Below are 22628 nucleotides of genomic sequence, written 5' to 3'. Positions count from 1 at the left end.
TCATCAAAAGGTCGAGGGTATGAGGTCATCTGGAAAAAGCGCCTCTCCCGTTCTCCTTGCCATCGACCAGGGGACGACGTCCACGAGAAGCCTCCTATTCGACGTCAAGGGGCGCCGCATCGCCGCCGCACAGCGCGAACTGGCGCAATATTATCCGCGCGATGGCTGGGTCGAGCAGGAGCTTGAGGACATCTGGCGCGACGCGCTCGGCGCGGCGCGGGAAGTCATGAGCCAGGCCGCCGCTCCGGTCGCCGCGCTGGGGATCGCCAACCAGCGTGAAACCGTGGCCATCTGGGACCGCGCCACGGGGACGCCGATCCATCGCGCCATCGTCTGGCAGGACCGGCGCACCGCCGCCGATTGCGAGGCCCTGCGGGCGGGAGGCGCCGAAGACCTGGTTCGATCCCGCACGGGACTGCTTCTCGACCCTTATTTTTCCGCCACGAAAATCGCCTGGATCCTGGATCATGTCCCCGGAGCGCGGCAGCGGGCGGAACGCGGCGAACTGGCGTTCGGGACGATCGACGCTTTTCTCCTCTGGCGTCTGACCGGCGGCGCAACGCACGCAACCGACGCCACCAACGCCTCACGCACTTTACTCTTCGACATTCACCGTCAGCGCTGGGACGAGGACCTCCTCGATCTGTTCCGCGTTCCGGCCGCGCTGCTGCCGGGGGTCTGCGACAGCAGCGGCCTTTTTGGAGTTACCGCCAAGGGCCTGTTTCCGGTTCAAATCCCCATCACAGGCATGGCGGGCGATCAGCAGGCGGCGCTGATCGGCCAGGCCTGTTTCACGCCGGGCCTGGTGAAATCGACCTACGGGACGGGATGTTTCGCGCTTCTCAACACGGGCCATGAACCGGCGCCGCCGCGAAAAGGTCTGTTGACGACCGTCGCCTACCGGATCGACGGCGTCCCGGCCTACGCCGTCGAAGGCGCGATTTTCGCCGCCGGCGCGGCGGTGAAATGGCTGCGGGACGGATTGGGGCTGATCAAAAACGCCGCCGACACGGCGCGGATGGCGGCCAGCGTCGAGACCAACCTCGGCGTCTATATGGTGCCTGCGTTCGTCGGCCTCGGCGCGCCCCACTGGGACCCGGCCGCGAGAGGATTGATCTGCGGCCTGACCCTTGACGCGACGGGCGCTCATATCGCCCGCGCGGCGCTCGAATCGGTCGCCTACCAGACGCTCGATCTCATGGAAGCGATAACCGCCTGCGGCCCGTTGTCCGGGCCGCAGGCGCTGCGCGTCGATGGCGGGATGGCCTCCAATGACTGGTTCTGTCAATTCCTCGCCGATATTCTGGACGCTCCCGTCGAGCGCCCCGCAATGCTCGAAACAACGGCGCTTGGAGCCGCCTATCTCGCGGGGATGTCGAGCGGAGTCTTTTCAGATTTCAAGACCATCGGCGCGGCGTGGTCGGCCAATCGACGGTTCGAGCCGCAATTCACCCCGAAATCGCGCGCCGCGTTGATCGAAGGCTGGCGGCGGGCGGTGCGCCGCGCGGCGGGCGATGCGCCGAACACATGATTTTGATGCGCCCCAACCCTTCCGATCGGACAGGTCCACCGCTGAGCGTCGGTGAAAGTGCGGCGGTTTTGCCTCGCAAAAACGGCGCGAAAAGCCCATCTATGGAAAAGTTGCCTCATTTGGCCGCAATTTCCGGCCAATGTCTTTCGGTGCGGCAATCAGAGGCATGCCCCCCGAGGGCGCCAGCGTCTAAATGCCAGTCGCCAGCGTCTAAATGTGGTTCTGGCTTTGTTCAATTGGACGCGTTTGTGAGCCAAAGGCGATTTTGAAGCACACCGCAGGCTCAATGCTAATCCACCCCAAATTTGGCAGATCATGAAGCGAAGTCTGATTTTTATCGTCACGTTGGCGGCGCTTTCGGCGCTGACCCTGGGGCTGGGCTATTTCCAGTTCGTGTTCAAGCCGCAAATGATCCGGAACTTCATCTCTCAGGCCGCGCCTCCGCCCGCGACGGTCGCGGTGTCGGTCGCGACCAAGGAGACCTGGACGCCGCAATTGCCCGCCATCGGAAGCCTGCGGGCCGTGCAGGGGATCGACGTCGCGCCGCAGATCGGCGGAATGATCGTCTCGATCAAGGTTCGCTCGGGCCAGGATGTCGAAAAAGGAGCGCCGCTGTTTGAAATCGACAATTCGGTCGAGCAGGCGGATCTTAAAAACAATCTCGCCGTCCTGAAGAACGCCGAACTGGTCCTTGAGCGGCAAAAGCAGCTTTCGCAGACCGGCAATTCCGCGAAGTCGAACTTCGACGCCGCGGAGGCTGCGCGCGACACCGCCGCCGCTTCGACGGAAAGAGTGCGCGCCATCATCGCCCAGAAGAATGTCGTCGCCCCCTATGCCGGACGGCTCGGCATCCGCAAGGTCGACCTCGGACAATACGTCTCCCCCGGCACGAGCGTCATCACCCTGCAGCAGCTCGATCCTATCTACGTCGACTTCCCGGTGCCGGAAAAATCGCTTGCTGTTCTGAAGCCCGGCGAGGCGATCGAGCTCCAGGTCGACGCCTATCCCGGCAAGATCTTTCGCGGGACGATCAAGACGATCGACGCCCGCGTCGGCCAGGACAGCCGGAACGTTCTCGTCCAGGGAGAACTCCCCAACCGGGACAGACAATTATTTCCCGGCATGTTCGCCAATGTGGCGGTGATCGCGGGGGACGGGGCCGAAGTCGTCACCCTGCCGCGCACGGCGATCACATATTCGCTTTACGGCGATAGCGTTTTCATCGTTCAGCCCGCCCCCCTCGACGCCGGAGGCGCGCAAGCGGCGACGCTCAAGCCAGCGGCGAACGCCGCGGCGGCTCCGCCGGATGATCGCCCCTTGATCGTCGAGCGCCGCTTCGTGCGCGTTGGCGAGACCCGCGACGGCCGCGTCTCTGTCCTCGAAGGGGTCAACGCGGGCGATCAGGTCGTGTCGGAAGGCCAGCTCAAACTTCAGCCGGGCGCGCGCGTGCGCATCGACCCGGAAGCGCGCCTTGTCGCACCGGCAGTCCGGCCGAAGGAATAAAGAATGCATTTCACCGATATTTTCATTCGCCGGCCGGTTCTCGCAACCGTGGTTAGCCTGCTGATCCTGCTGGTCGGGCTCCAAAGCGCGTCCAAGCTGCAGCTCCGGCAATTCCCGGAATTGTCCTCGACCACGATCACGATCACCACCTCCTATCCGGGCGCCAACGCCGACGTGGTCAAGGGATTCATCACGACGCCGATCGCGCAGGCCGTCGCCAGCGCCGAGGGCATCGACACCCTTGTCTCCAATTCGCAGCAGAACACGTCGACGATCACGCTCAATCTCATCCTCAACGCCAATCCCGACCGCGCGGTCGCCGACGTCCTCTCGAAAGTCAATCAGGTCAAATACGTTCTTCCGCGCGAAGCTTTCGATCCCGTCGTCGTCAAACAGACCGGCGATTCGACGGCGCTGATGTATATGTCCTTCAATTCGAAGGTGTTGAGCCCCTCGCAGATCACCGACTACCTGACCCGGGTCGTTCAGCCGAGATTGCAGACGATCGACGGCGTCGCCAATGCGCAGATTCTCGGCGGCCAGACCTTCGCGATGCGCGTCTGGCTCGACCCGGATAAAATGGCGGCGCGCGGCGTCACCGCGACCGACGTCCGGGCGGCGCTGGCGGCGAACAATTTCACCGCGGCGCCGGGCCAGATCAAGGGCGATTTCACGCAAACGACGATCAACGCGCTGACCTCGCTCGATTCGGCCAAAGCGTTCGGCGAACTGGTGATCGCCTCGCATGGCGACGCGCTGATCCGGCTCGGCAATATCGCGACCATCGAACTCGGCCCCGAGTCGGTCGATTCATCGTCGATGTTTGATGGCCTGAAGGCGGTTTTCGTCGGCATCTACTCGACCCCGACAGCGAATCCGCTCGACGTCATCACCGCCGTCCGCGCAGCCTTCCCGGAAATCAAGGCGCAGCTTCCGGTCGGACTCGACGCAGCGATCGCCTATGACGCGACAAATTTCATCCGGGCCTCGATCCACGAAGTCCAGAAGACGCTCGCGGAGGCGGCGCTCATCGTCGTCGTGGTGATCTTCCTGTTTCTCGGCAATCTGCGGGCGACGATCGTGCCGGTCGTGACCATACCGCTCTCGCTCATCGGCGTGATGATCATCCTGCTGGCGCTCGGTTATTCGATCAACCTTTTGACGCTGCTGGCACTCGTGCTGGCCATCGGCCTCGTCGTGGACGACGCGATCGTCGTCGTCGAAAACATCTACCGCCATATGGAGGACGGGATGCCCGCCAAGGCGGCCGCGATTCAGGGCGCGCGCGAGATCACCGGCCCGGTCATCTCGATGACCATCACGCTCGCCGCCGTCTACGCGCCGATCGGGTTCGTCTCCGGCCTCACCGGCGCGCTGTTTCGCGAATTTGCGTTCACTCTGGCCGGTTCGGTGGTCGTTTCAGGCATCGTCGCCCTCACGTTATCGCCCATGCTGTGCGCGATGCTGCTACGGCCGCCCGAGGAGAATCGGTCCGGCTTTTCCGCCTTCATCGACCGCGTTTTCGACAGACTTCGCCGCAGCTATCAGAACCTCCTGCACAAGACGCTGAATTTTCGCGCCCTGACGGTCCTGATCCTCTTTGGCGTTCTCGCCCTCACCGCCGTGATGTTCTTCTCGACGCCGAGGGAACTTGCGCCCGAGGAGGATCAGGGCGCGATCTTTTCCCTCATCCAGACGCCGCGATACGCGAACCTCGACTATATGGAGAACGCAACCAGGGAAGTGCAGGCGGCGGCGGATCTGGTTCCCGAGAAGGAGCACGTCTTTCTGATCAACGGATCGGACGGCGTTCATCAGGGCTTTGGCGGCCTCATCTTGAAAAACTGGGACGATCGCTCCGCCACCCAGAAAGAGATCCTTCAAGCGCTGCAGCCGAAACTGTCGGCCGTGCCCGGCGCGCAGATCATCGCTTTTTCTCCCCCCGCGCTGCCGGGATCGACCGGCGGCCCGCCCGTCCAGTTCGTCATCCGCACAATAGGCGATTACCGGCAGCTCGCGGACGTCATGGCCAAGGTCGAGACCGCCGCGCAGGAGAGCGGCCTGTTCATCTTCACCAACAGCGATCTCAAATTCGATCTGCCGCAAATCGAATTCAAGATCGACGCCGATAAAGCCAATCAGCTCGGAATCACGATGCAGGATGTCGGAGCGACGCTCGCGACGATGCTCGGCGGCAATTACATCAACAGGTTCAGCCTCGAAGGCCGCAGCTACGAAGTCATCGCCCAGGCGCCGAGGGATTTCAGGCTGACCCCCGACTGGCTCACCCGTTACCAGGTGCGCACGAAGACCGGCGGCCTCGTCGCCCTGTCGACCATCGCGAGCGTCTCGATGAGCGTGCAGCCGAACGGCCTGCCCACCTTCCAGCAGCTCAATTCGGCGACGTTGCAGGGCGTCCCCTTCCCCGGCCACACGCTCGGCGAGGCGATCGCTTTTCTGCAGCAGAAAGCCGCGGAATTCCTTCCCGCCGGTTATACGATCGATTATCAGGGCGAAAGCCGACAGTTCATCCAGGAGGGCAATACGCTCCTTGTGACCTTCGCCTTCGCGCTGGTCGTGATCTTCCTCGTCCTCGCGGCGCAATTCGAAAGCTTTCGCGATCCGCTGATCATCCTCATCGCCCTGCCGACCTCGATGTTCGGCGCGCTGCTGCCGCTGAACATCCTCGGCGTCGTCGGCGCGGCGAGCATGAACATCTATTCCCAGATCGGCCTTGTGACCCTGATCGGCCTCATCTCGAAGCACGGCATTCTCATGGTCGAATTCGCCAATCGTCTCCAGCAGGAAGAGAGGATGAGCCGGCGCGAGGCGATCGAGCACGCCGCGGCGGTCAGGCTGCGCCCGATCCTGATGACGACGGCCGCGATGGTCGTCGGCATGATTCCGCTGATCATCGCGGTCGGAGCGGGAGCCCGCAGCCGTTTCGCGATTGGCGTCGTGATCGCCGGGGGAATGAGCATCGGGACCATCTTCACGCTGTTCATCACCCCCGCGATGTACACGCTCATCGCGCGAAACCATTCAAAAGAGCGAGAGGACGAGGCGGGGGCGGAACAGCTTTATCCCGAGGCTCTCGATCAGAACCGTTCCGCCGCCGAATAGACCGTGTCGCCCGGCCCATTCTGAAAACGGCGACCTGTTCGACGTCGCCGTCCCAGAGCATAATCTTTCTCGATTGGATTGAATCAATCCCATCGACAAGAATACGCTCATGTCTTTGACTCTGGAGCGATTTCTGGTCGATCGCATGACTTCATGCGATCGGAAAGCGCTCTCGCGGTCACCGTTTTCTTTCGTTCAGCGCGGCCCAGAACCGGCGCCGGTCCGAACGGCGCAGGACATCGAGCGCGATCGTGCGCCCGATTTTTCCGGCGTCGAGCAGCCGCACCAGATCATCCGCGCCGCTCACGGGAGCGCCGTCCGCCGCCAGCACGATGTCGCCGGTCAGGATTCCCGCATGATCCGCCGGGCTTTTAGGTTCGACGAGGCTGACCACGGCGCCCGTCGCCTGCGTCAGGCTAAGGCGCAGCGCGATCTTGCGCGGGAGAGCGATCGTCCCGGCCCCGATGCCGAGATAGGCGCGGCGCACCCTTCCATGCGCGATGAGTTCGCCGAGGACAAAGCTCGCCGTATTCGACGCGACGGCGAAGCAGATGCCCTGAGCGCTGGCGATGATCGCCGTGTTGATCCCGATCACTTCGCCCCTCGACGAGACCAGCGGACCGCCGGAATTGCCCGGATTGAGCGAGGCGTCGGTCTGGATCACATCGTCGATCAGGCGACCGTTGGTGGATCGCAGCGAGCGCCCGAGCGCGGAGATGACGCCCGCGGTGACGCTGGCGTCGAAGCCGAGCGGATTGCCGATCGCGACGGCGATTTCGCCGGGCCGCAACGCCTTGGAATCGCCGAGCCGGGCGGCCGGCAAGGTGGCGCTTTCATCAATGCGCACGAGAGCGAGATCGGTGTCCGGGTCGTCGCCAAGGACGCGGCCGGACAGCGTCCGCCCGTCCAGCGTCGTCACGTCCGCGCGTTTCGCGCCCTGCACGACATGGCTGTTGGTGAGCACGAGCCCGTCGGGCGAAATGATGACGCCGGAGCCCGAGCCCGCCTTCCTGCCGTCGCCTCGCCTTATATCGAGGCGCACGACGCTCGGGGCGACCGCCTCGACGATTCCCGTCACTCTCGACGAATAGGCGTCGAGAAGGAAGTCGTCGCGAGCTTGCGTCGGCGAGGCGTCTCTATGATCGGGATCCGCTTCCTTTTCGTTCAGGACAAAGGAGACGGCCGCTTCGGTTTGGTGAAAATGCGCATCCATCGCCCCTATATAGTGTCGGCTTTTCGCCGCGTCAGGGCGCAGAGGCCGACGGCCCCGCTTCGCTAAAAGCTGGGGCGCGGGACCATCCGCCGCGATCCGGCCTTCGAGAGCAGGATATTGTCCAGGAACTGACGGGCGCTGTTCGCCCAGGTATAAGTCATGGCATGCGCCCGGGCTTTCTCTCGCGGAATCTCGAGCGCGGCGAGGCAGGCGGCGCGCAGATCCTGGTCGAGCACTCCGGCGCCGCTCGCGCCGATGACGTCAAGCGGGCCCGGCACCGGCAGAGCCGCCACCGGCAGCCCCGAAGCCAGCGCTTCGAGCAGAACCATTCCGAACGTGTCGGTGCGGCTCGGGAACACGAAAACATCCGAGGACGCGTAATGGACGGCGAGCTGTTCGCTGCTTTGCGCGCCGAGAAAATGCGCCTGTGGAAACGCCGCCTGAAGCGCGCGGCGCGAGGGTCCGTCGCCCGCGATCACTTTCGATCCCGGCAGGTCCAGCTTGAGGAACATCTCGATGTTTTTTTCAGGGGCGAGACGGCCGGCGTAAAGAAAGATTGGCCGCGGCAGATCGGTCCAGGCCGCTTTCGCCGGGGAAAAGTGGTTGTGGTCGACGCCGCGCGACCAATGCATCAGACGTTGAAAGCCGCGGCCGTGAAGATCATTGGCGATCGAGGCCGTCGAGACCATGACGCCGGCGCCGGCGTTGTGAAACCGGCGCAGGACGGCGTAGCTCAAGGATTCCGGAATCCAGGTTCGCGCCGAAATATATTCGGGGAAACGGGTGTGGTAGCTGGTCGTGAACGAGCGTCTTGCGCGCAGGCAGCATCGCCGCACGGCGAAGCCGATCGGGCCTTCCGTCGCGATATGTATATGATCCAGATCGAGGCCTTCGAGCCGGTTCGAGACGGCCTTGGGGCTCGCGAGCGCCAGGCGAATCTCGCTATAGGTCGGCAAAGGCACCGAGGCGAACCCTTGCGGGGTCAGGAATTCGACCTCGGCGCCCTGTTCGCGCAAGGCCTTGGCGACGGACTCGAGAGATCTGACGACTCCGTTCACCTGCGGTCGCCACGCATCGGTCGCGATCAGAATTCGCATCAGGCGGCCGCCTTCGCGCCGGAGCGAAGTTGCAGGGCGGAAGCCTTTTGCTGCTCCGCCGTAAGCCGCCAATGCAGGATTTCGAGGCGCCCGTCGGCATGTTCCGCGACGGCGGTGCAGGATTCGACGAAGTCGCCGGTGTTGACGTAGAGCATGCCGTTGATGTCGCGGATGGCGGCGTGGTGGATATGTCCGCACACGACGCCGTCGGCGTGGTGCCGCCGCGCTGCTTCGGCTAGGGCCTCCTCGAAGGCGCTAATGAAATTCACAGCGTTCTTGACCTTGAGCTTGGCCCAGGCGGAAAGCGACCAGTAGGGGAAACCCAGAGACCGCCGGATCCTGTTAAACCAAAGGTTCGACCAGAGCGCTACTTCATAAGCCCAATCGCCCAGCACGGCAAGCCATCTCGCGTGCTGCACCACGAGATCGAACTGGTCGCCATGGACAATCAGCAGGCGCTTGCCGTCCTTGGTCGCGTGGTAGGCCTTGTCGAGGACCTCGACGCCTCCAAAAAACGCGCCGATGAATTCGCGCGCGAATTCATCGTGATTGCCGGGCACATAGAGCATCCTCACGCCCTTGCGCACCTGCCGGAGCAGCTTTTGCACGACGTCGTTATGCGTCTGCGGCCAATACCAGCCGCCCTTCAACCGCCATCCGTCGATAATGTCGCCGACGAGATAGATCGTGTCGGCTTCATTGTGCTTCAGAAAATCAAGCAGGAGTTCCGCCTGGCACCCGCGCGTCCCAAGATGAATGTCGGACAGGAAAAGGGTTCGGTAACGGGTCGGCTCTTGGTCTTCGCTCACGTGGCGCAACCTTAAACTGAATCTAGAAGCTTAGGCTTGTTCCAGAAAGCAGATTCGTGTTGCCGTTCCATGACAGCCCCGCGCAGGCTGCCGCGCTCTTCCGCCGGAATTCGAGAATATGATGAAAAATCAGTAAGCTAATCTTCTGACGGCGACTTGGGCGCAAGCGACGCGCGCGGCATAAAAGCCATGCCGATCATTGGGACAAACAAATGTTCGATATTTCAAACGCGATCGGGTAGTTTCTCAAACGCTGGAACACTTCTCAAAAAAAGAAAAGGGCGAGTCGAATCATGGGCGTCGAGGGCCGCGATAAGGTCAAGGTGCTGGAAGCGGGCGCGCTCGCCCTCTCCGGCCAGCTCGGCAAGACGGTTCAGCGCCTGCGCAAGGCCTACAATCTTTCATTGTCCGAACTCTCGGAACAATCAGGCGTCGCGAAGTCGATCATCAGCCAGATCGAGCGCAACGAGACCAATCCGACCCTGGCGACGATCTGGCGCCTGGCGCAAGCCCTCGACGTGTCCATCGATCGCGTCTTGCAGGCCGCCGACGAGGAGCCTTTTCTTGAAAAGTCCCTCCGCGGCGACATTCCGCTTCTGGTGTCCGACGACGGCAAGTGCAAGCTGTCGATCATCGGCTGGATCAAGACCGTCGAATGGCTGCAATGGTATGATTTTACCGCGGAGCCCGGAGGCGTGCTTGAATCCGAGGCGCATCAGCGCGGATCGGTCGAGAGCCTGTCCATCAGCGCCGGCGAGCTCGAAGTCGAGATCGGCGGCGCGATCGACCGGGCCAAGGCGGGCGAGACGCTGCGCTACCGCTGCGACCGCCCTCATATCATCCGCAATGCGTCGTCAGAACCGGCCGCGGCGTTTATGGTCTGCATTCTCAAGGCGGCCGCCATGGACTAGACGCTCCGCCCCGCGCGGAAAAGACAAATCATCGCGCGGAAAAGAATGGATTTGGCTTGCGGATCCCGATACTCCTTGTATCTTCGCAACTTTAGGACGATAGTCCGGGTAAGAATGATTTCATTGCTACCTTAAGGTCATGCGGCGTAACGTCGGGTCTTGACCTTTTGAACTGCTCATGGTCAGGCATTAGGCAATTTTGTCTGATATTCATTCTGGCACGCATCCCGCAGATTTTACCGTCCAGTTTTAAGGCGATTCGCCTGCGGCTGCGGCGGGCGGCGCCATGTTTGACCATCGTTCAGCGCAGAGCGCTCAATTCAGGATTCGAATGACTTTCAACGAACTCGGTTTAAGCGAGAAGGTGCTTCAAGCCGTAGAGGCGTCCGGTTACAAGACGCCGACTCCCATCCAGGCGCAGGCGATCCCTCACGCCCTCGCCGGGCGTGACGTCCTTGGCATCGCCCAGACGGGCACCGGAAAGACCGCCGCTTTCACCCTGCCCATGCTGTCGCGGCTCGAACAAGGCCGGGCGCGGGCGCGAATGCCGCGCACCCTGATCCTCGAGCCGACCCGCGAACTTGCGGCCCAGGTCGAGGAAAGTTTCATCCGCTACGGCGTCAATCACAAGCTGAACGTGGCGCTGCTGATCGGTGGCGTGTCCTTCGCGGATCAGGAAACCAAGATCACGCGCGGCGCCGATATCCTCATCGCGACGCCGGGACGCCTGCTTGATTTTTCCGAACGCGGCAAGCTGTTGCTCACCGGCATCGAAATTCTGGTCATCGACGAGGCGGACCGCATGCTCGACATGGGATTCATTCCCGACATCGAGCGCATTTGCAAACTTGTGCCTTTCACCCGCCAAACGCTGTTCTTCTCCGCGACCATGCCGCCCGAAATCACGCGGCTGACCGAGACCTTTCTGCACAATCCAGTGCGGATCGAGGTCGCCCGCGCGGCGTCAACCGCGATCACCATCGTTCAGGGCCTCGTCGCCTCCGCCACCGGCCCGGCCAAGCGGGAAACGCTCCGCCGCCTCATCCGTGACGCCGCCGATTTCAAGAATGCGATCATTTTCTGCAATCGCAAGCGCGACGTTGCGGTCCTGCACAAGTCGCTGCAGAAGCACGGCTTCAATGCCGGCGCCCTTCACGGCGACATGGACCAGCGCGCGCGCATGGCCTCGCTCGACGCCTTCAAGACCGGGGACGTCGATCTCATCGTCTGTTCGGACGTCGCCGCCCGCGGTCTCGATATTCCCGACGTCAGCCATGTGTTCAATTTCGACGTGCCGACTCACGCCGAGGACTACGTTCACCGGATTGGACGGACCGGCCGGGCCGGAAAAAGCGGCGTCGCGATTTCGATCGTCACCCGCGCCGACCAGAAGCACATCCTCGAGATCGAGCGCCTGATCGCGCGGAAAATCGATTGGCTGAGCAAGGAGACGATCGCCGAACTCGATGTCGAAGACGCGCCCGAGGCGCCCTCGTCCCCGTCCAAGGGCGCGCGCTCCCGCCGCGCTCCGCATGCCCGGGACGAAAACAAGCGCGCTGAATCTTCCGACGCGCCGCAACGCGGGGAGCGCCCGGCGCCGACGCGCTCGCGCCGGCGCGCCGAGCATCCCCACGCGGCCCTGGCGCCTGTCGAGGCGTTAACTGAAGCGAAGACCGCAACCCAAGCGAAGACCGCAACCGAAGCGAAAGCCGCGCCGGTGCGCCGGCGTCCTGCGCCACGGCCGGACGACGACGACGCTCCGGTGGTCGGAATGGGCGATCACGTTCCCATGTTCCTGCGCAGACCCGTGAAGGCGAAGCCCACCAAAGTCGCGGGATAGCCGACTCGCCTGGCGCAGGATTGAACCCGGGCGGAAAATAGGGGATCGCGCGGTCCGAGTGCGATCTTGCGCCATCCATGCTCAAGCGCTTTCCGATTGCATGAAGTCATGCAATCGATCAGAAGTCGCTCCAGAGTCAAAAGCTTGAGCATAGTCTTCTCGATTGGATTGATTCAATCCAATCGGAATATGCTCTAAGCGCGGCTGACGCAGGTTCGTTCGAGTGATCTTCGCTTGGGCGTTCCTGGCTTGCCATGGCGCGGGAGGAATGTTTGGACGAGGCGTGCTTGTCTTTACCGGACGCCCGGCGAAGAGGGTTGCGCGCGGTTTGGGCCAGGCGTTCGCTCCGGACGCAGCTCCTGTCGGCTTTCCTTCTCATCGAGATCCTTGCCGCGATCATCGGCCTTTGCGTCATCGTCACGCGGGCGCGTGACGCAGCCGGCGTTGAAATGAGCAGTTCGATGCGGCTGGCGCAATTGCTCGCGTCCGAAACCGTCAGTCTGATGGCGCCGGACACGACGCCCGAGCGGCTGCTCCAGATCCTCCAGCAACAATTGCGCTACACCCGCCACGCGGCGGTTCAGGTCTTCGACGCGACCGGGCATTTGATCGGCGGCAAGGCGCCGATCAAGCGACATCCCGGCGAACGCTCGGCTCCCGCCTGGTTCTCCGCCCTTGTCTCGCCGCGGACAGAGCGCATCGAACATCCGGTGGCCGTCCTTGGCCGTAACATCGGCTCAGTAAGCATCATCGGTGAACCAAAAGATGAAATCGAGGAAATCTGGGGCCACACCAAAGCGCTTGCCGGCCTGGCGTTTTTCGCCAATGCGATCGCCGCGGCTGTTCTTTACGTCATGTTCGGCCGAATACTCGAACCGCTGACGCGAGTCTCCGCTGGCCTCCTCACGCTGGAGCAGCGGCGATACAAAATCGGCATCGAACAGCCTGACGTGCGCGAATTGGCTGAAATTGTTAATCGATTCAATGGACTGGCCAAGAGTCTTCACGCCGCACATCGGTCAAACGCCGACCTGAATCGCCGGCTGATTGAGGTCCAGGACGAAGAAAGACGAGCCATCGCCCTTGAGCTGCACGACGAATTCGGCCCCTGCCTGTTCGGCCTCAAGACCAACGCGCGGTCTCTGGCGGGCGCCTGCGCGAAAATCGGAGCACTTTCGCCGGGCGCTTCGGAAGACTCATCGAAGACGCTGGCGGAAGTCGAGGAATGTTCCAGCGTCATCGTCGAAATCGCGGACCGGATGCAGCTGACGAACCGGCATCTTCTGAACAGCCTGCGGCCGATGGCGCTCGGCCACGCCCCGCTTGAAGATGTCCTTGCCGATCTTGCCGCGAGTTTTGGCCGGCTTTACCCGGCCGTCTCGATTTCGCTGGACGCCGCGGGACTAGAAGCGACTTATGGCGACCGCATTGATTTAACGATCTATCGCTGTATTCAGGAAAGCCTCACGAACGCCATAAGGCATGCCGGAGCTTCGAAGATCGCCGTGATTCTGCATGAAGAAACAGGGCGCGCCAATGAGTCTCATGCGCATGGTTCGCGGCGCCTCGCGCTGGAGGTGCGCGACAGCGGCAAGGGCATGGCGTCCGACATCCGCCCCGGATTTGGCCTCTCGGGAATGAAAGGCCGCGTGCAAGCGCTTGGCGGGGAATGGAGGCTTGACGCCTCTCAGGCCAAAGGCGCGCGAATCCTGGTGACGTTTCCGCTCGACGCCCCGGACATCGAACATCCGTCCAGTGAGGGCGAAGCCGCGGAATGACTTCGGCGCTGATCATCGACGACCATCCCATCGTGCTGCGAGCCTGTCGCAAGCTGCTTGAAGACGCCGGCGTCGCCATGATCTACGACGCCGCGGATTTCCTGACCGGCTATCGGCTGTTCTACAAACGCCGCCCGGACGTCACGATCATCGATCTCGTCATCAGCGGCAGCGGCCTCGGCGGCCTCGACCTGATCCGGCGCATCCGGCTGCGCGACCTTCGAGCGCGCATTCTCGTCTTCAGCATGCATGCGGACCCGGTGATCGTCGGCCGCGCGCTGGAAGCTGGAGCGAACGGATATGTCGTCAAGGATTCGGACCCCGATGAGTTCGTCGCCGCCTTCCGGAAAGTGCGCGATGGAGAGCCCTACCTCAGCCACATGCTGGCGATGGATGTCGCCCTCGTCGGCGCGCGGGCGAAACCCAATCTCCTGTCGCAATTGTCATCACGCGAGGTTCAAACGCTCGCCCTGCTCGCCGAAGGCAAATCCTACTCAAGCATCGCGAGCGAGATGAACGTCAGCTACAAGACGGTCGTCAATGTCTGCTCGTTGCTGCGCAGCAAGCTCGGCGTCAGCAGCCTTGCCGAATTGATCGGCGTCGCGGTGCGCCATACCGGCGCTTTTTAAGCAGCGCACCGCCAAAAATCCCCGCCTGTGTCCGTGCGGCAACACTCAGGCCGTAAGCCCTCTGGCGGAGGCTTCAGCGCAAGCGGCGATTGCCAGATTATCCCGAACGCTTAGGGCACATCGCCTAGAGACGGCCCCTCAGGCCTGAGGCATGGTTCCCTCGCGCCCTGGCGTCGCCGCGAAATATTTTTTCGCTTCGGCTACAGGTCAATCGACGCGCACCAGCGACGAAACGGATAGGCCTTCGATATGCGGCGGGAATTGCACCTCTCAACCATCTCCACTTTGAGCGGCGTCTTTTGCCTCTGCGCGAGCGCCCCCGCCTTCGCTCAGACGGCGGCTCCGTTCGAACTTCCCGAGGTGAGCGCGATCGCGACGACGCCGGTGCCGGGACCAGGCGAAGATCGCGACAAATTTCCAAGCTCGTCGCAAACCATCACCGCGCCCGACTTCGCCCGCACGCGCTCGCCCAACGTGACCGATGCGATCGACCAGCGCACGCCGGGCGTCTTCGTCGATGACATCAACGGCAATCCGTTTTCGCAGGAGCTGCAATATCGCGGCTTTTTCGCCTCGCCGCAGCAGGGAACGCCGCAAGGCCTCGCCGTCTATCAAAACGGCATCCGCATCAACGAGGCCTTCGGCGACACCGTCAACTGGGATCTCATTCCGCCGCAGGCGATCAGACGCACCGACGTCTTCACCGGCAATCCGATCTTCGGCCTCAATGCGCTCGGCGGCGCGATCAACATCGAGATGAAAAACGGCTTCAACTGGCAGGGGCTTGAAGCTCAGGTTCTCGGCGGCTCCTATGGCCGGGTCAGCGGCCTGTTCGAATATGGCAAGCAAATCGATAATTACAGCGTCTACGTCACCGCCGACACGGCGCGCGACGGAGGCTGGCGCTACTTTTCACCCTCGTGGCTCGCACGCGCCTATGGCGACGTCGGCTATCGTAGCCAGGACGCCGAATTGCACCTGATCGCGTCGGGCGCGGCGTCTCGGCTTGGGGTGATCGGCCCTACCCCGGTCGAGCTTTTGAGCCCGGACATCCGCAATGTCTTCACCTCGCCGCAGACGACCGCCAACGAGGCCGGATCGCTCGCCCTGACCGGTCGGTTCGACATCGTTCCCCATTGGTCGCTGTCGAGCAATTTCTATTTGCGGACATTCAAGCAGACCCATACGGACGGCAACGACGCCGACGTCCAGGATTGCGGCTCCAATAATCTGCCGAACGATTTCGCCGGCAGCCTTTGCCTTTCGGACGACGGTTTTCCCAGCGTCGCGAACGGCAACGGCTTCGTGATCCTCGATCAGCATGGCAATCCGATATCGTTTTCGGGCAATACCGTGTACGGCACAATCGACCGGACCTTCACCCATTCCACGACTGCGGGAGCGGCGGTCCAGGCCACGAACAAGGATCAGATTCTTGGCCACGACAATTATCTGGTCGTCGGCGGCAGCGTCGACGCCAGCTTTTTCAGCTTCAGCGCGAACAGCACGCTCGGCGTCATAAACCCCAATTTCGTCGTCAGTCCGGACGGTTCGTTTCCGGGCGCCGGCGCGACGATCGAGACGCTCGGCCGGATCGGCTATGTCCCGACCTTTCTCACCGGAACGACAACCTACTGGGGACTCTTTGCGCTAGACACGTTCAATCTCACGCCGGAGCTGGCGCTGACCGCCGGAGCAAGACTCAACGTCGCCAACATCGACACCAACGACGCCGGCGGACTGTCGCCGGAACTCAACAGCGCGAACACCTTCACGCGCGTCAATCCGGTCGCCGGCCTCACCTACAAGATCCTGCCGGGCGTCTCGGCCTACGCCAGCTATTCCGAGGCGAACCGGGCGCCGACGCCGCTCGAACTCGATTGCGCGAGCAAGATCCAGCCCTGTCTCCTCGCCAATTCGCTGGTGGCGGACCCGCCGCTTCAGCAGGTCGTCTCGCACACGGTCGAGGCGGGGCTGCGGGGGACGTCACATGTCCTCACCGATGGCCGCATTGATTGGAAAGCGGGATTTTTCCGCACCAATGTATCGAACGACATTATCTCGCTCGCCAGCACAATCACCGGGCGGGGCTATTACGCCAATGTGCCCGGCACCCTGCGGCAGGGCGTCGAAGCGGGCGTCGAGTTCCACAGCGGCGACTGGCTTGCCTATCTGAACTACAGCTATGTGGACGCGACCTATCGTTTTTCGGGCGCTTTAGCCTCGCCCAACAACCCGTTCGCCGACGCCGACGGAAACATTTTTGTGACGCCCGGAAATCGTATTCCCGGCATTCCAAGCCAGCAGATCAAATTCGGCGCAGACTATTCCTTCACGCCTCAATTCAAGCTGGGCGGCGACGTGCGCATCGTCGGAACCCAGTATTTCATCGGAGATGATTCGAACCAGAACTCGAAGCTTCCCGCCTTCTGGGTGGCGAATTTACACGCGTCGTATCAGGTGTCCGAACATTTCCAGATCTTTGGGCTGATCAACAATCTCTTCAACAACCACAGCGCCACATACGGAACCTTCTTTGATACGGGAACAGGCGCGCAGAACGCGGTCGCGACCAATTTCACGACAGACGCGAGAACGATCACGCCGATGCAGCCGCTGTCGCTTTACGCCGGGTTCAAGGTCACGTTCTAGAGCGCTTTCCGATCGCATGAAGTCATGCGAGCGATCAGAAATCGCTCCAGAGGCTCAAGAGATTTCAAAACGGCGTTTCAACGGGACACGTAGTCAGGCGCGGGCGTCGGATCGCCGATCTGAAGCCAGACATTCTGCTCGTTCTGCGATTGCCGCTTTACAAAACGATATCCAGTGCGGTCCCAAGGCCTGATCTCGGCGCGCAGATTATCGAGAACGAATTCTCCGGCATTGGTCTTGACGGTGAGGATCGCGTGCCCTTCGGCATGCCCGTCCTTGACGATCGTCATCAACAAAGCCTGACGCGGGAAGCCCTCGTCGATGAGCAATTTACGCTTCAAAAGCGCGAAGTCCTCGCAATCGCCCTTACCGTCGGTCGGATAGTCCCACTGGTCGACGACGCCCCAATGCTCCATATCAGAGACCGGCTGGATATGCTCGTTGACCCATTTGTTGATCCGCTCGATCTCTTTGATCGATTTGGTCGTCAGATTGATGTCGAGCGAAGGGAGTGGGCCGCCGTCACATTCGCCGGCGTAGCGGCGGCAAAAATCCGCCCAGCCGAAGGGAACGCTCGTCGGCTGGCCTAATGGCGCGAACGTCGCCGACATGATCGGCGACGCCTGCGCCGGGACTGCGACGCCAAGGGAGGCTCCAAGGGTGAGGCCAAGGGAAGCTCCAAGCGAGGCGACCGCCGCAAATCGGCGCAAACCCCGTGAAACAAAAGCGCTCATGATCTCAACTCCGGAGGCGTCCGGGATCGAGTTCTGGCAGGTCCGTTTTGCTGCGCGCTTAAGCAGGAAAATCACTTTTTAGCGAACCTTTTCCACCCCGGCTTGCCTGCCCCCTGGAAGGAGGCCATCGCCGCGTTTTCGAATTCAAAGGCCCAAGTTAAGACTTTTACTTGCGCGAGAAGACGGCAAGTTCCATTTCTTAATTTCAGGTTTGGCCATCGCTAAACGCCGATGAACCGCTTGGGTTCCGGTTAATTTGAAATTAAAGCCAAGTTTTCAGCAAGTTGATTTGGGAAACAAGCTTAACGAGAGGATTTCGATGAGCCCGATGGTCAATTCGGCGGAGCAGGGAGACGTGATTCTTCCGGGCGGGCTTTCAGCCCTCGACGGGCAGGACATGGCCGCGCTCGAACGCGCCGTGGCGGAACTCGAATACAGCAGTCTCGCGATGCGCCTGACCGCAATCGTGGGGCGTAAGGTCGACCTGCTGGGATCGCTCGTTCCCGGGCAGGTTTCGGACGTCGCGAACAAAGCGGCCGAGTCGGCGATCAATACCGCGATGTCGCTCGCGCTCCGCAGTCTGAACGGCGCCCGGCTGAAAGACCGGCGCCGCCTTCACAGAGGCGTCGTGGTGGTCGCGGGAGCGGCGGGCGGGGCCGCCGGATTTTCCGGCCTCGCGATCGAGCTTCCCTTCACGACGACCATCATGCTCCGCTCCATCGCGGATATCGCGCGCGGCGAGGGCGAGGATCTCAAAAATCCGGCGACCGCGCTCGCTTGCCTCGAAGTGTTCGCCCTCGGCGGCCGCGCTGAACCCGGCGCCGGCCGCTTCGGCGACGACAGGGTCGAGACCGGCTATTTCGCCGTACGGGGCATGTTGGCGAAATCGGTGAGCGAGGCGGCCCGCTTTCTGCTCGAACGCGGAATCGTGGAGGAAGCGGCTCCCGCGCTTGTGCGATTCATCACTTTAGTCGGCTCGCGTTTCGGCTTTATGGTTTCCCAGAAGCTGGCCGCCCAAAGCATACCGATCATCGGTGGGGTTTGCGGCGCCGGCGTCAACTACGCCTTCGTAGACCATTTCCAGAGGCTTGCGCGTGGGCACTTCACGATCAGACGGCTGGAACGGCGTTACGGCGCGCGAACGGTCGAGGCCGAATACGAAAGAATCACGCGCGCGTCGTAGTCCATGCGCGCGCCATAAAGTGCCGGGCGCATCAATTTTGTCGACAATATGGCTCTTGCGTGGCGCCCCAGCTTTGCAATATAAGGTAAACCTCGCGGTAATCCAGTGAAGGACGGCGGTTCGCTCCGGATGCGGCTGCGCGGTCTGTCCTTCGATTATCTTTGTCCACCAGGAGATAGCGTTGACATTCCTCCCCAGAAATATCCTTGGGATTTCTCGCCTTGCGGGAGCCGCCGCCCTGGCGCTGACGCTTCCGCTAAATTCGGCGAACGCCGGGTTTTTCGACTTCCTGTTTCAGCCGCAACCCGCGACCAGCGCCTCTCCGATGCGCCCCGGCCCGTTCCCGTCGGACTCGGGATACCGTTCCGCAGCCTCCCGTCATAAGACAAAAGCGGTTTCGCTCCATCGTCCGAAGGCCGTGGAAAAGATGCATGTCGCCAAAGTCGGCGGCCCGCTGCGCCCCGCGCCGGGCCTGATGGACGACGATAGCCTTCGCGAAGGCGACGCGGTTATGACCCACTTCGGCGTCCGGGTCTTCATCGGCGATGCCGGCCGTCATCACAGGGCGGAAGATTTTGCGTCGCTGTCCTCGATCAAGGTCATTTCGAAGAGCGCCCGCAGCGCCCTCCTCGCGATCGATTCGCGTCGAGCCTCGCCGAATTCTGTTGCGGCGCTTCAGTCCGACGTCGTCACCGGACGGTCGGTGGCCGAACCGCAAGTCGAGGCGGGCGCCATGATCACCGATCCAAAGGGAAACACGATCCGCTACGTCGGTCCCTGAGGATTGGCGAGACTGGACGGGGCCGTCCTCCGTCCAGTTGGAGATAATCTCCGTAGTCGTAATGGCGCTCTCGCCTCGCGCTGCGCCTCACGCCGACCGGCGCGTCAGAAACGTCGCGGAATCGAGGTCGAAATCGCCCTCCTCCGCAATCGCGAAATAACGCCGCACGAAATCGGGCGCCGCCGACTGGAGAGACCTTATGGCGGCCGCGATGTCCGGCGCGGTTCGGGCGCGGGCGATCCAGACCGGGAACGTCATCCTCATCTTGCGGGCGCTGATCTGATCGACGGCGAACCCTGAGCGCGACAGGGCCGCGACCCATTCCGCCACGCTGTAGTTTCGAACGTGAGAGAAGTCGCGCAGCAATTCGATCGCCTGAAGATGCGTGTCCAGCACCCTTTCGGAGGGAGCGACGACGTCGATGAAGACGGCGCGGCCGCAGTCCTTCAGCACGCGCCGCGCTTCGCGAAGGCCCGCCTCCAGATCGCGCCAATGATGCGCCGTAAAACGGCAGAGCACAAAATCAAAGGACGCGTCGTCAAAGGGCAGGCTTTCTGCCGCCGCTTGCTGGACGTGGATATTGGCGAGACCGCGTTCGGCGGCGGTGCGCGCGACCGCCTCGAGCATGCTGGCGGTGACGTCGCAGGCGACCACCTCCCCGGCGTGCGCCGCGGCCCGATAGCTGACGTGACCGCCTCCGCATCCCAGATCAAGAACCCGCGCCGCGCCGCCTTCCCGCAAAATCGTCTCGATCTGGTCAAGATCCTCGCCGACGCTGTGATCAAGGCTCGTCACATAATTCTCCGCCAGAGGCGAATAATGCGCGGCGGCGTAGGCTTGCTGATTCGTGCTCATGATCGAACCTTCGTCTGACGGATGACTTTTGCCTGTTTCTTGGTTTGTTTCTTGGCTTGTTTCTTGGCTTGTTTCTTGGCCTATTCCTCTTTCTTGGCCTATTCCTCGTCCGCCATGGCGTCGAGGATCTCCGCCGCCATTTTTCGCGTCACCCGCTGTTTCCGGGCGAAGGCCTCGCGGTCGAGGGCGTCGATAAACGCGCGCGCCGCGCCGAGCGAACGGTCGAGGCGCAGAGCCGCATATTCAACAACGCTCGCATCGATCACAAGCTGACGGTCGATCAAAAGCTTGACCAGAACGGCTCGCATCAAAGCGTCATCGGGCAAGCCGATCTCGACGGCGGTGGCGAGGCGCAGCCGGGACAGAAGGTCCGGCGTTTGAAGGCCCCAGGCGTCCGGAGGCGAGACGGCGGTCATCGCGAGCGCGGCTCCGCGCTCGCGCATGAGGTTCATAAGGTGGAACAGCGCCGCTTCCGCATCCCCTCGGCCGGCCGCGGCGAAGGCCTCCATATCCTCGACCAGTAAAGGTCCCCTTGTGGCGATCGCGGCCACATCTTGCGCCGCCAAAGCCCTCGCCTCGACAATGCCCGCACCCGCCCGGCCGGCCCAGATCGCCCCAAGATGGCTTTTGCCTGCGCCCCGCTGGCCCAAAATCAGCAGCACGGGGTCGGGCCAGTCGGGCCAGAGATCGATCATCGCGCAGGCTTTTTCGTTGGTAGGAGACACCAGGAAGTCGTCCGCCCCGAAGGCGGGTTCGCCCGCGAGCTCCAACGCCAGCTGCCGGCTTTGACCGCCGGATGATCCAGAACCGATCGAACGGGGCCGGACCATCAGCGCCTTTTGTCCGCACGCGCCGCGGTCTGTTCGAAAAAGCTCCGCGCGCTTGGATCCGCATTTCCTGTGTAAAGGTCGCTCTCGCGATAGCGACCGACCGCAAAGCGCAGGATGACGCCGGCGGCGGCGGCGATCGGGACCGCCGTGATGAGCCCGGTGAAGCCGAACAGACTGCCAAAGGCGAGCAAGGCGAAAATCAGCCACACGGGATGAAGGCCGACCGATTCTCCGACGAGTTTCGGCGAGAGGATATTGCCTTCGATGAATTGTCCCGCCAAGAAGACCCCGATCGCCTCGAACAGCAACCTCCATTGCGGCCAGTCCTGGACGATGGCGACCGATACGGAGAGAACCAGCGCGGTCAGCGATCCGACATAGGGAACAAAGCTCAAAACCCCGGCGGTGAGGCCGATCAGAAGGCCGAAATTGAGCCCGATCAGCGACAGGCCGATGCCGTACCAAAGGCCGAGAAAAAGACACACCAGCGATTGCCCGCGCAAGAACCCGGCGAGCGCCGTGTCGATCTCGCGCGCCAGTTCCGCCACCGTGTCCTGATGGCGAGGCGGAACAAGATTGTAGATCGTCGCCACCATCTTGTCCCAGTCGAGCAAAAGATAAAAGGCGACGACAGGCGTCACGACGAGGAGCGACATCAGGCTGATCAGCGCGGCCCCGTTGGTCCAGGCCGATTTCAAAAGGCTCGCGGCCCACGCCGCCGCCTCCGGCAGGAGGTCGGTCGTGGATTTGCGGATATCGGCGGCCGCATCGGCTCCAAGGCCGAGCTTTTCCGCGACGACGCCGCCGTAATCGCGCACGAGCCGCGCGCCTTCCTCCGAGATCAGATCGGCGAGGCGCGAGCCATAGGCGGGAAGCGCCTCGATGAAGCTCGCCAGCTGGCTTCCGAGGACCGGCACGATGAGAACGAGGCTCGCCACGCCGAGAAAAATGAAACCCGCCATGATGACGAAGGTCGCGCCCAGCCGGCTCAGGCCGAGCTTTTGCAGCCAGTCCGCGACCGGGTCCAGAAGATAGCCGAGCGCAACGGCGGCCACGAACGGCAGGAGGACGCCGCTGAACAGCCACAGCAGCAGGATGAGAAGCACAAAGGCGCCGACCCAAAAGCCGACCTGCCAATCGATCCGCATTGTTTCGTCTC

General features: G+C 62.4%; 17 protein-coding genes. 10 read left to right on the top strand and 7 right to left on the bottom strand.

Features of this window, described 5'->3' with window-relative positions; genetic code table 11:
- Positions 1 to 19: 19 nt before the first annotated feature.
- From glpK to BM177_RS05250, 3 genes are all read left to right on the top strand, one after another.
- Positions 20 to 1531 (top strand): glycerol kinase GlpK, encoded by a 1512-nt coding sequence (gene glpK, locus BM177_RS05260; RefSeq protein ID WP_091679274.1) that lies wholly within the window; start codon positions 20 to 22, stop codon positions 1529 to 1531.
- A 315-nt stretch (positions 1532 to 1846) separates the two neighbouring features.
- Complete coding sequence (locus tag BM177_RS05255; RefSeq protein ID WP_091679269.1) at positions 1847 to 3034, top strand: efflux RND transporter periplasmic adaptor subunit; 1188 nt, start codon at positions 1847 to 1849, stop codon at positions 3032 to 3034.
- A gap of 3 nt (positions 3035 to 3037) precedes the next feature.
- Positions 3038 to 6157 (top strand): efflux RND transporter permease subunit, encoded by a 3120-nt coding sequence (locus BM177_RS05250; protein ID WP_091679266.1) that lies wholly within the window; start codon positions 3038 to 3040, stop codon positions 6155 to 6157.
- Positions 6158 to 6335: 178 nt separating this feature from the next.
- Here the strand turns inward: BM177_RS05250 and BM177_RS05245 are convergent, their stop codons facing one another.
- From BM177_RS05245 to BM177_RS05235, 3 genes are all read right to left on the bottom strand, one after another.
- Positions 6336 to 7370: a S1C family serine protease gene (locus BM177_RS05245; protein WP_091679263.1), complete on the bottom strand. Its 1035-nt coding sequence runs from the start codon at positions 7368 to 7370 to the stop codon at positions 6336 to 6338.
- Positions 7371 to 7432: 62 nt separating this feature from the next.
- A complete protein-coding gene (locus tag BM177_RS05240) occupies positions 7433 to 8467 on the bottom strand; it encodes a glycosyltransferase family 4 protein (protein ID WP_091679260.1) in 1035 nt (344 codons plus the stop codon).
- Positions 8467 to 9276 (bottom strand): UDP-2,3-diacylglucosamine diphosphatase, encoded by an 810-nt coding sequence (locus tag BM177_RS05235; protein ID WP_091679257.1) that lies wholly within the window; start codon positions 9274 to 9276, stop codon positions 8467 to 8469. The genes BM177_RS05240 and BM177_RS05235 overlap by 1 nt, the downstream gene beginning before the upstream one ends.
- A 293-nt stretch (positions 9277 to 9569) precedes the next feature.
- Between BM177_RS05235 and BM177_RS05230 the strand changes: the two genes are divergently transcribed.
- The 5 genes from BM177_RS05230 (at position 9570) to BM177_RS05210 (ending at position 17086) form a co-directional block, all read left to right on the top strand.
- Positions 9570 to 10187, top strand: coding sequence for a helix-turn-helix domain-containing protein (locus tag BM177_RS05230; RefSeq protein ID WP_091679254.1), 618 nt, complete (start codon positions 9570 to 9572; stop codon positions 10185 to 10187).
- Positions 10188 to 10518: 331 nt separating this feature from the next.
- Positions 10519 to 12027 carry a DEAD/DEAH box helicase gene (locus BM177_RS05225; protein ID WP_091679608.1) on the top strand — a complete coding sequence of 503 codons (1509 nt, stop codon included), beginning with the start codon at positions 10519 to 10521 and terminating at the stop codon, positions 12025 to 12027.
- A 317-nt stretch (positions 12028 to 12344) separates the two neighbouring features.
- The gene (locus BM177_RS05220) at positions 12345 to 13805 is read left to right on the top strand and encodes an ATP-binding protein (protein ID WP_175492505.1); all 1461 of its coding nucleotides are present in this window, start codon (positions 12345 to 12347) and stop codon (positions 13803 to 13805) included.
- A complete protein-coding gene (locus BM177_RS05215; RefSeq protein WP_091679248.1) occupies positions 13802 to 14434 on the top strand; it encodes a response regulator in 633 nt (210 codons plus the stop codon). Before BM177_RS05220 ends, BM177_RS05215 begins: the two co-directional genes overlap by 4 nt.
- A 249-nt stretch (positions 14435 to 14683) precedes the next feature.
- Positions 14684 to 17086 (top strand): TonB-dependent receptor, encoded by a 2403-nt coding sequence (locus BM177_RS05210; protein ID WP_091679245.1) that lies wholly within the window; start codon positions 14684 to 14686, stop codon positions 17084 to 17086.
- A gap of 77 nt (positions 17087 to 17163) precedes the next feature.
- On the opposite strand, the gene BM177_RS05205 is transcribed toward BM177_RS05210, so the two are convergent.
- A complete protein-coding gene (locus BM177_RS05205; protein ID WP_091679603.1) occupies positions 17164 to 17820 on the bottom strand; it encodes a transglutaminase-like cysteine peptidase in 657 nt (218 codons plus the stop codon).
- 319 nt (positions 17821 to 18139) lie between these two features.
- Between BM177_RS05205 and BM177_RS05200 the strand changes: the two genes are divergently transcribed.
- Both BM177_RS05200 and BM177_RS05195 read left to right on the top strand, forming a co-directional pair.
- The gene (locus tag BM177_RS05200; protein ID WP_244532126.1) at positions 18140 to 19003 is read left to right on the top strand and encodes an EcsC family protein; all 864 of its coding nucleotides are present in this window, start codon (positions 18140 to 18142) and stop codon (positions 19001 to 19003) included.
- A gap of 181 nt (positions 19004 to 19184) precedes the next feature.
- A complete protein-coding gene (locus tag BM177_RS05195) occupies positions 19185 to 19784 on the top strand; it encodes a hypothetical protein (protein ID WP_091679236.1) in 600 nt (199 codons plus the stop codon).
- 87 nt (positions 19785 to 19871) lie between these two features.
- Here BM177_RS05195 and BM177_RS05190 read toward each other — a convergent pair whose 3' ends face one another.
- The 3 genes from BM177_RS05190 to BM177_RS05180 form a co-directional block, all read right to left on the bottom strand.
- Entirely contained in the window at positions 19872 to 20639 is a 768-nt protein-coding gene (locus tag BM177_RS05190) for a class I SAM-dependent methyltransferase (RefSeq protein ID WP_091679231.1), read from the bottom strand.
- A 98-nt stretch (positions 20640 to 20737) separates the two neighbouring features.
- Positions 20738 to 21469: a P-loop NTPase family protein gene (locus BM177_RS05185; protein WP_091679227.1), complete on the bottom strand. Its 732-nt coding sequence runs from the start codon at positions 21467 to 21469 to the stop codon at positions 20738 to 20740.
- Positions 21469 to 22617 (bottom strand): AI-2E family transporter, encoded by a 1149-nt coding sequence (locus BM177_RS05180; protein ID WP_091679599.1) that lies wholly within the window; start codon positions 22615 to 22617, stop codon positions 21469 to 21471. Before BM177_RS05180 ends, BM177_RS05185 begins: the two co-directional genes overlap by 1 nt.
- Positions 22618 to 22628: the final 11 nt, after the last annotated feature.

Source organism: Methylocapsa palsarum (genome assembly GCF_900114285.1).
In the GTDB taxonomy this organism is placed as follows: Bacteria; Pseudomonadota; Alphaproteobacteria; order Rhizobiales; family Beijerinckiaceae; genus Methylocapsa; species Methylocapsa palsarum.
Note: the sequence above shows the minus strand (reverse complement) of the source record. Positions and strands in the feature narration are given on the sequence as shown.

Bases quoted from the DNA above. Each gene is read 5' to 3' on its own strand.
- BM177_RS05225 (WP_091679608.1), top strand. From the start codon at position 10,519: ATGACTTTCAACGAACTCGGTTTAAGCGAGAAGGTGCTTCAAGCCGTA.
- BM177_RS05205 (WP_091679603.1), bottom strand. From the start codon at position 17,820: ATGAGCGCTTTTGTTTCACGGGGTTTGCGCCGATTTGCGGCGGTCGCC.
- BM177_RS05180 (WP_091679599.1), bottom strand. From the start codon at position 22,617: ATGCGGATCGATTGGCAGGTCGGCTTTTGGGTCGGCGCCTTTGTGCTT.
- BM177_RS05245 (WP_091679263.1), bottom strand. From the start codon at position 7,370: ATGGATGCGCATTTTCACCAAACCGAAGCGGCCGTCTCCTTTGTCCTG.
- glpK (WP_091679274.1), top strand. From the start codon at position 20: ATGAGGTCATCTGGAAAAAGCGCCTCTCCCGTTCTCCTTGCCATCGAC.
- BM177_RS05190 (WP_091679231.1), bottom strand. From the start codon at position 20,639: ATGAGCACGAATCAGCAAGCCTACGCCGCCGCGCATTATTCGCCTCTG.
- BM177_RS05185 (WP_091679227.1), bottom strand. From the start codon at position 21,469: ATGGTCCGGCCCCGTTCGATCGGTTCTGGATCATCCGGCGGTCAAAGC.
- BM177_RS05240 (WP_091679260.1), bottom strand. From the start codon at position 8,467: ATGCGAATTCTGATCGCGACCGATGCGTGGCGACCGCAGGTGAACGGA.
- BM177_RS05210 (WP_091679245.1), top strand. From the start codon at position 14,684: ATGCGGCGGGAATTGCACCTCTCAACCATCTCCACTTTGAGCGGCGTC.
- BM177_RS05215 (WP_091679248.1), top strand. From the start codon at position 13,802: ATGACTTCGGCGCTGATCATCGACGACCATCCCATCGTGCTGCGAGCC.
- BM177_RS05255 (WP_091679269.1), top strand. From the start codon at position 1,847: ATGAAGCGAAGTCTGATTTTTATCGTCACGTTGGCGGCGCTTTCGGCG.
- BM177_RS05200 (WP_244532126.1), top strand. From the start codon at position 18,140: ATGAGCCCGATGGTCAATTCGGCGGAGCAGGGAGACGTGATTCTTCCG.
- BM177_RS05250 (WP_091679266.1), top strand. From the start codon at position 3,038: ATGCATTTCACCGATATTTTCATTCGCCGGCCGGTTCTCGCAACCGTG.
- BM177_RS05230 (WP_091679254.1), top strand. From the start codon at position 9,570: ATGGGCGTCGAGGGCCGCGATAAGGTCAAGGTGCTGGAAGCGGGCGCG.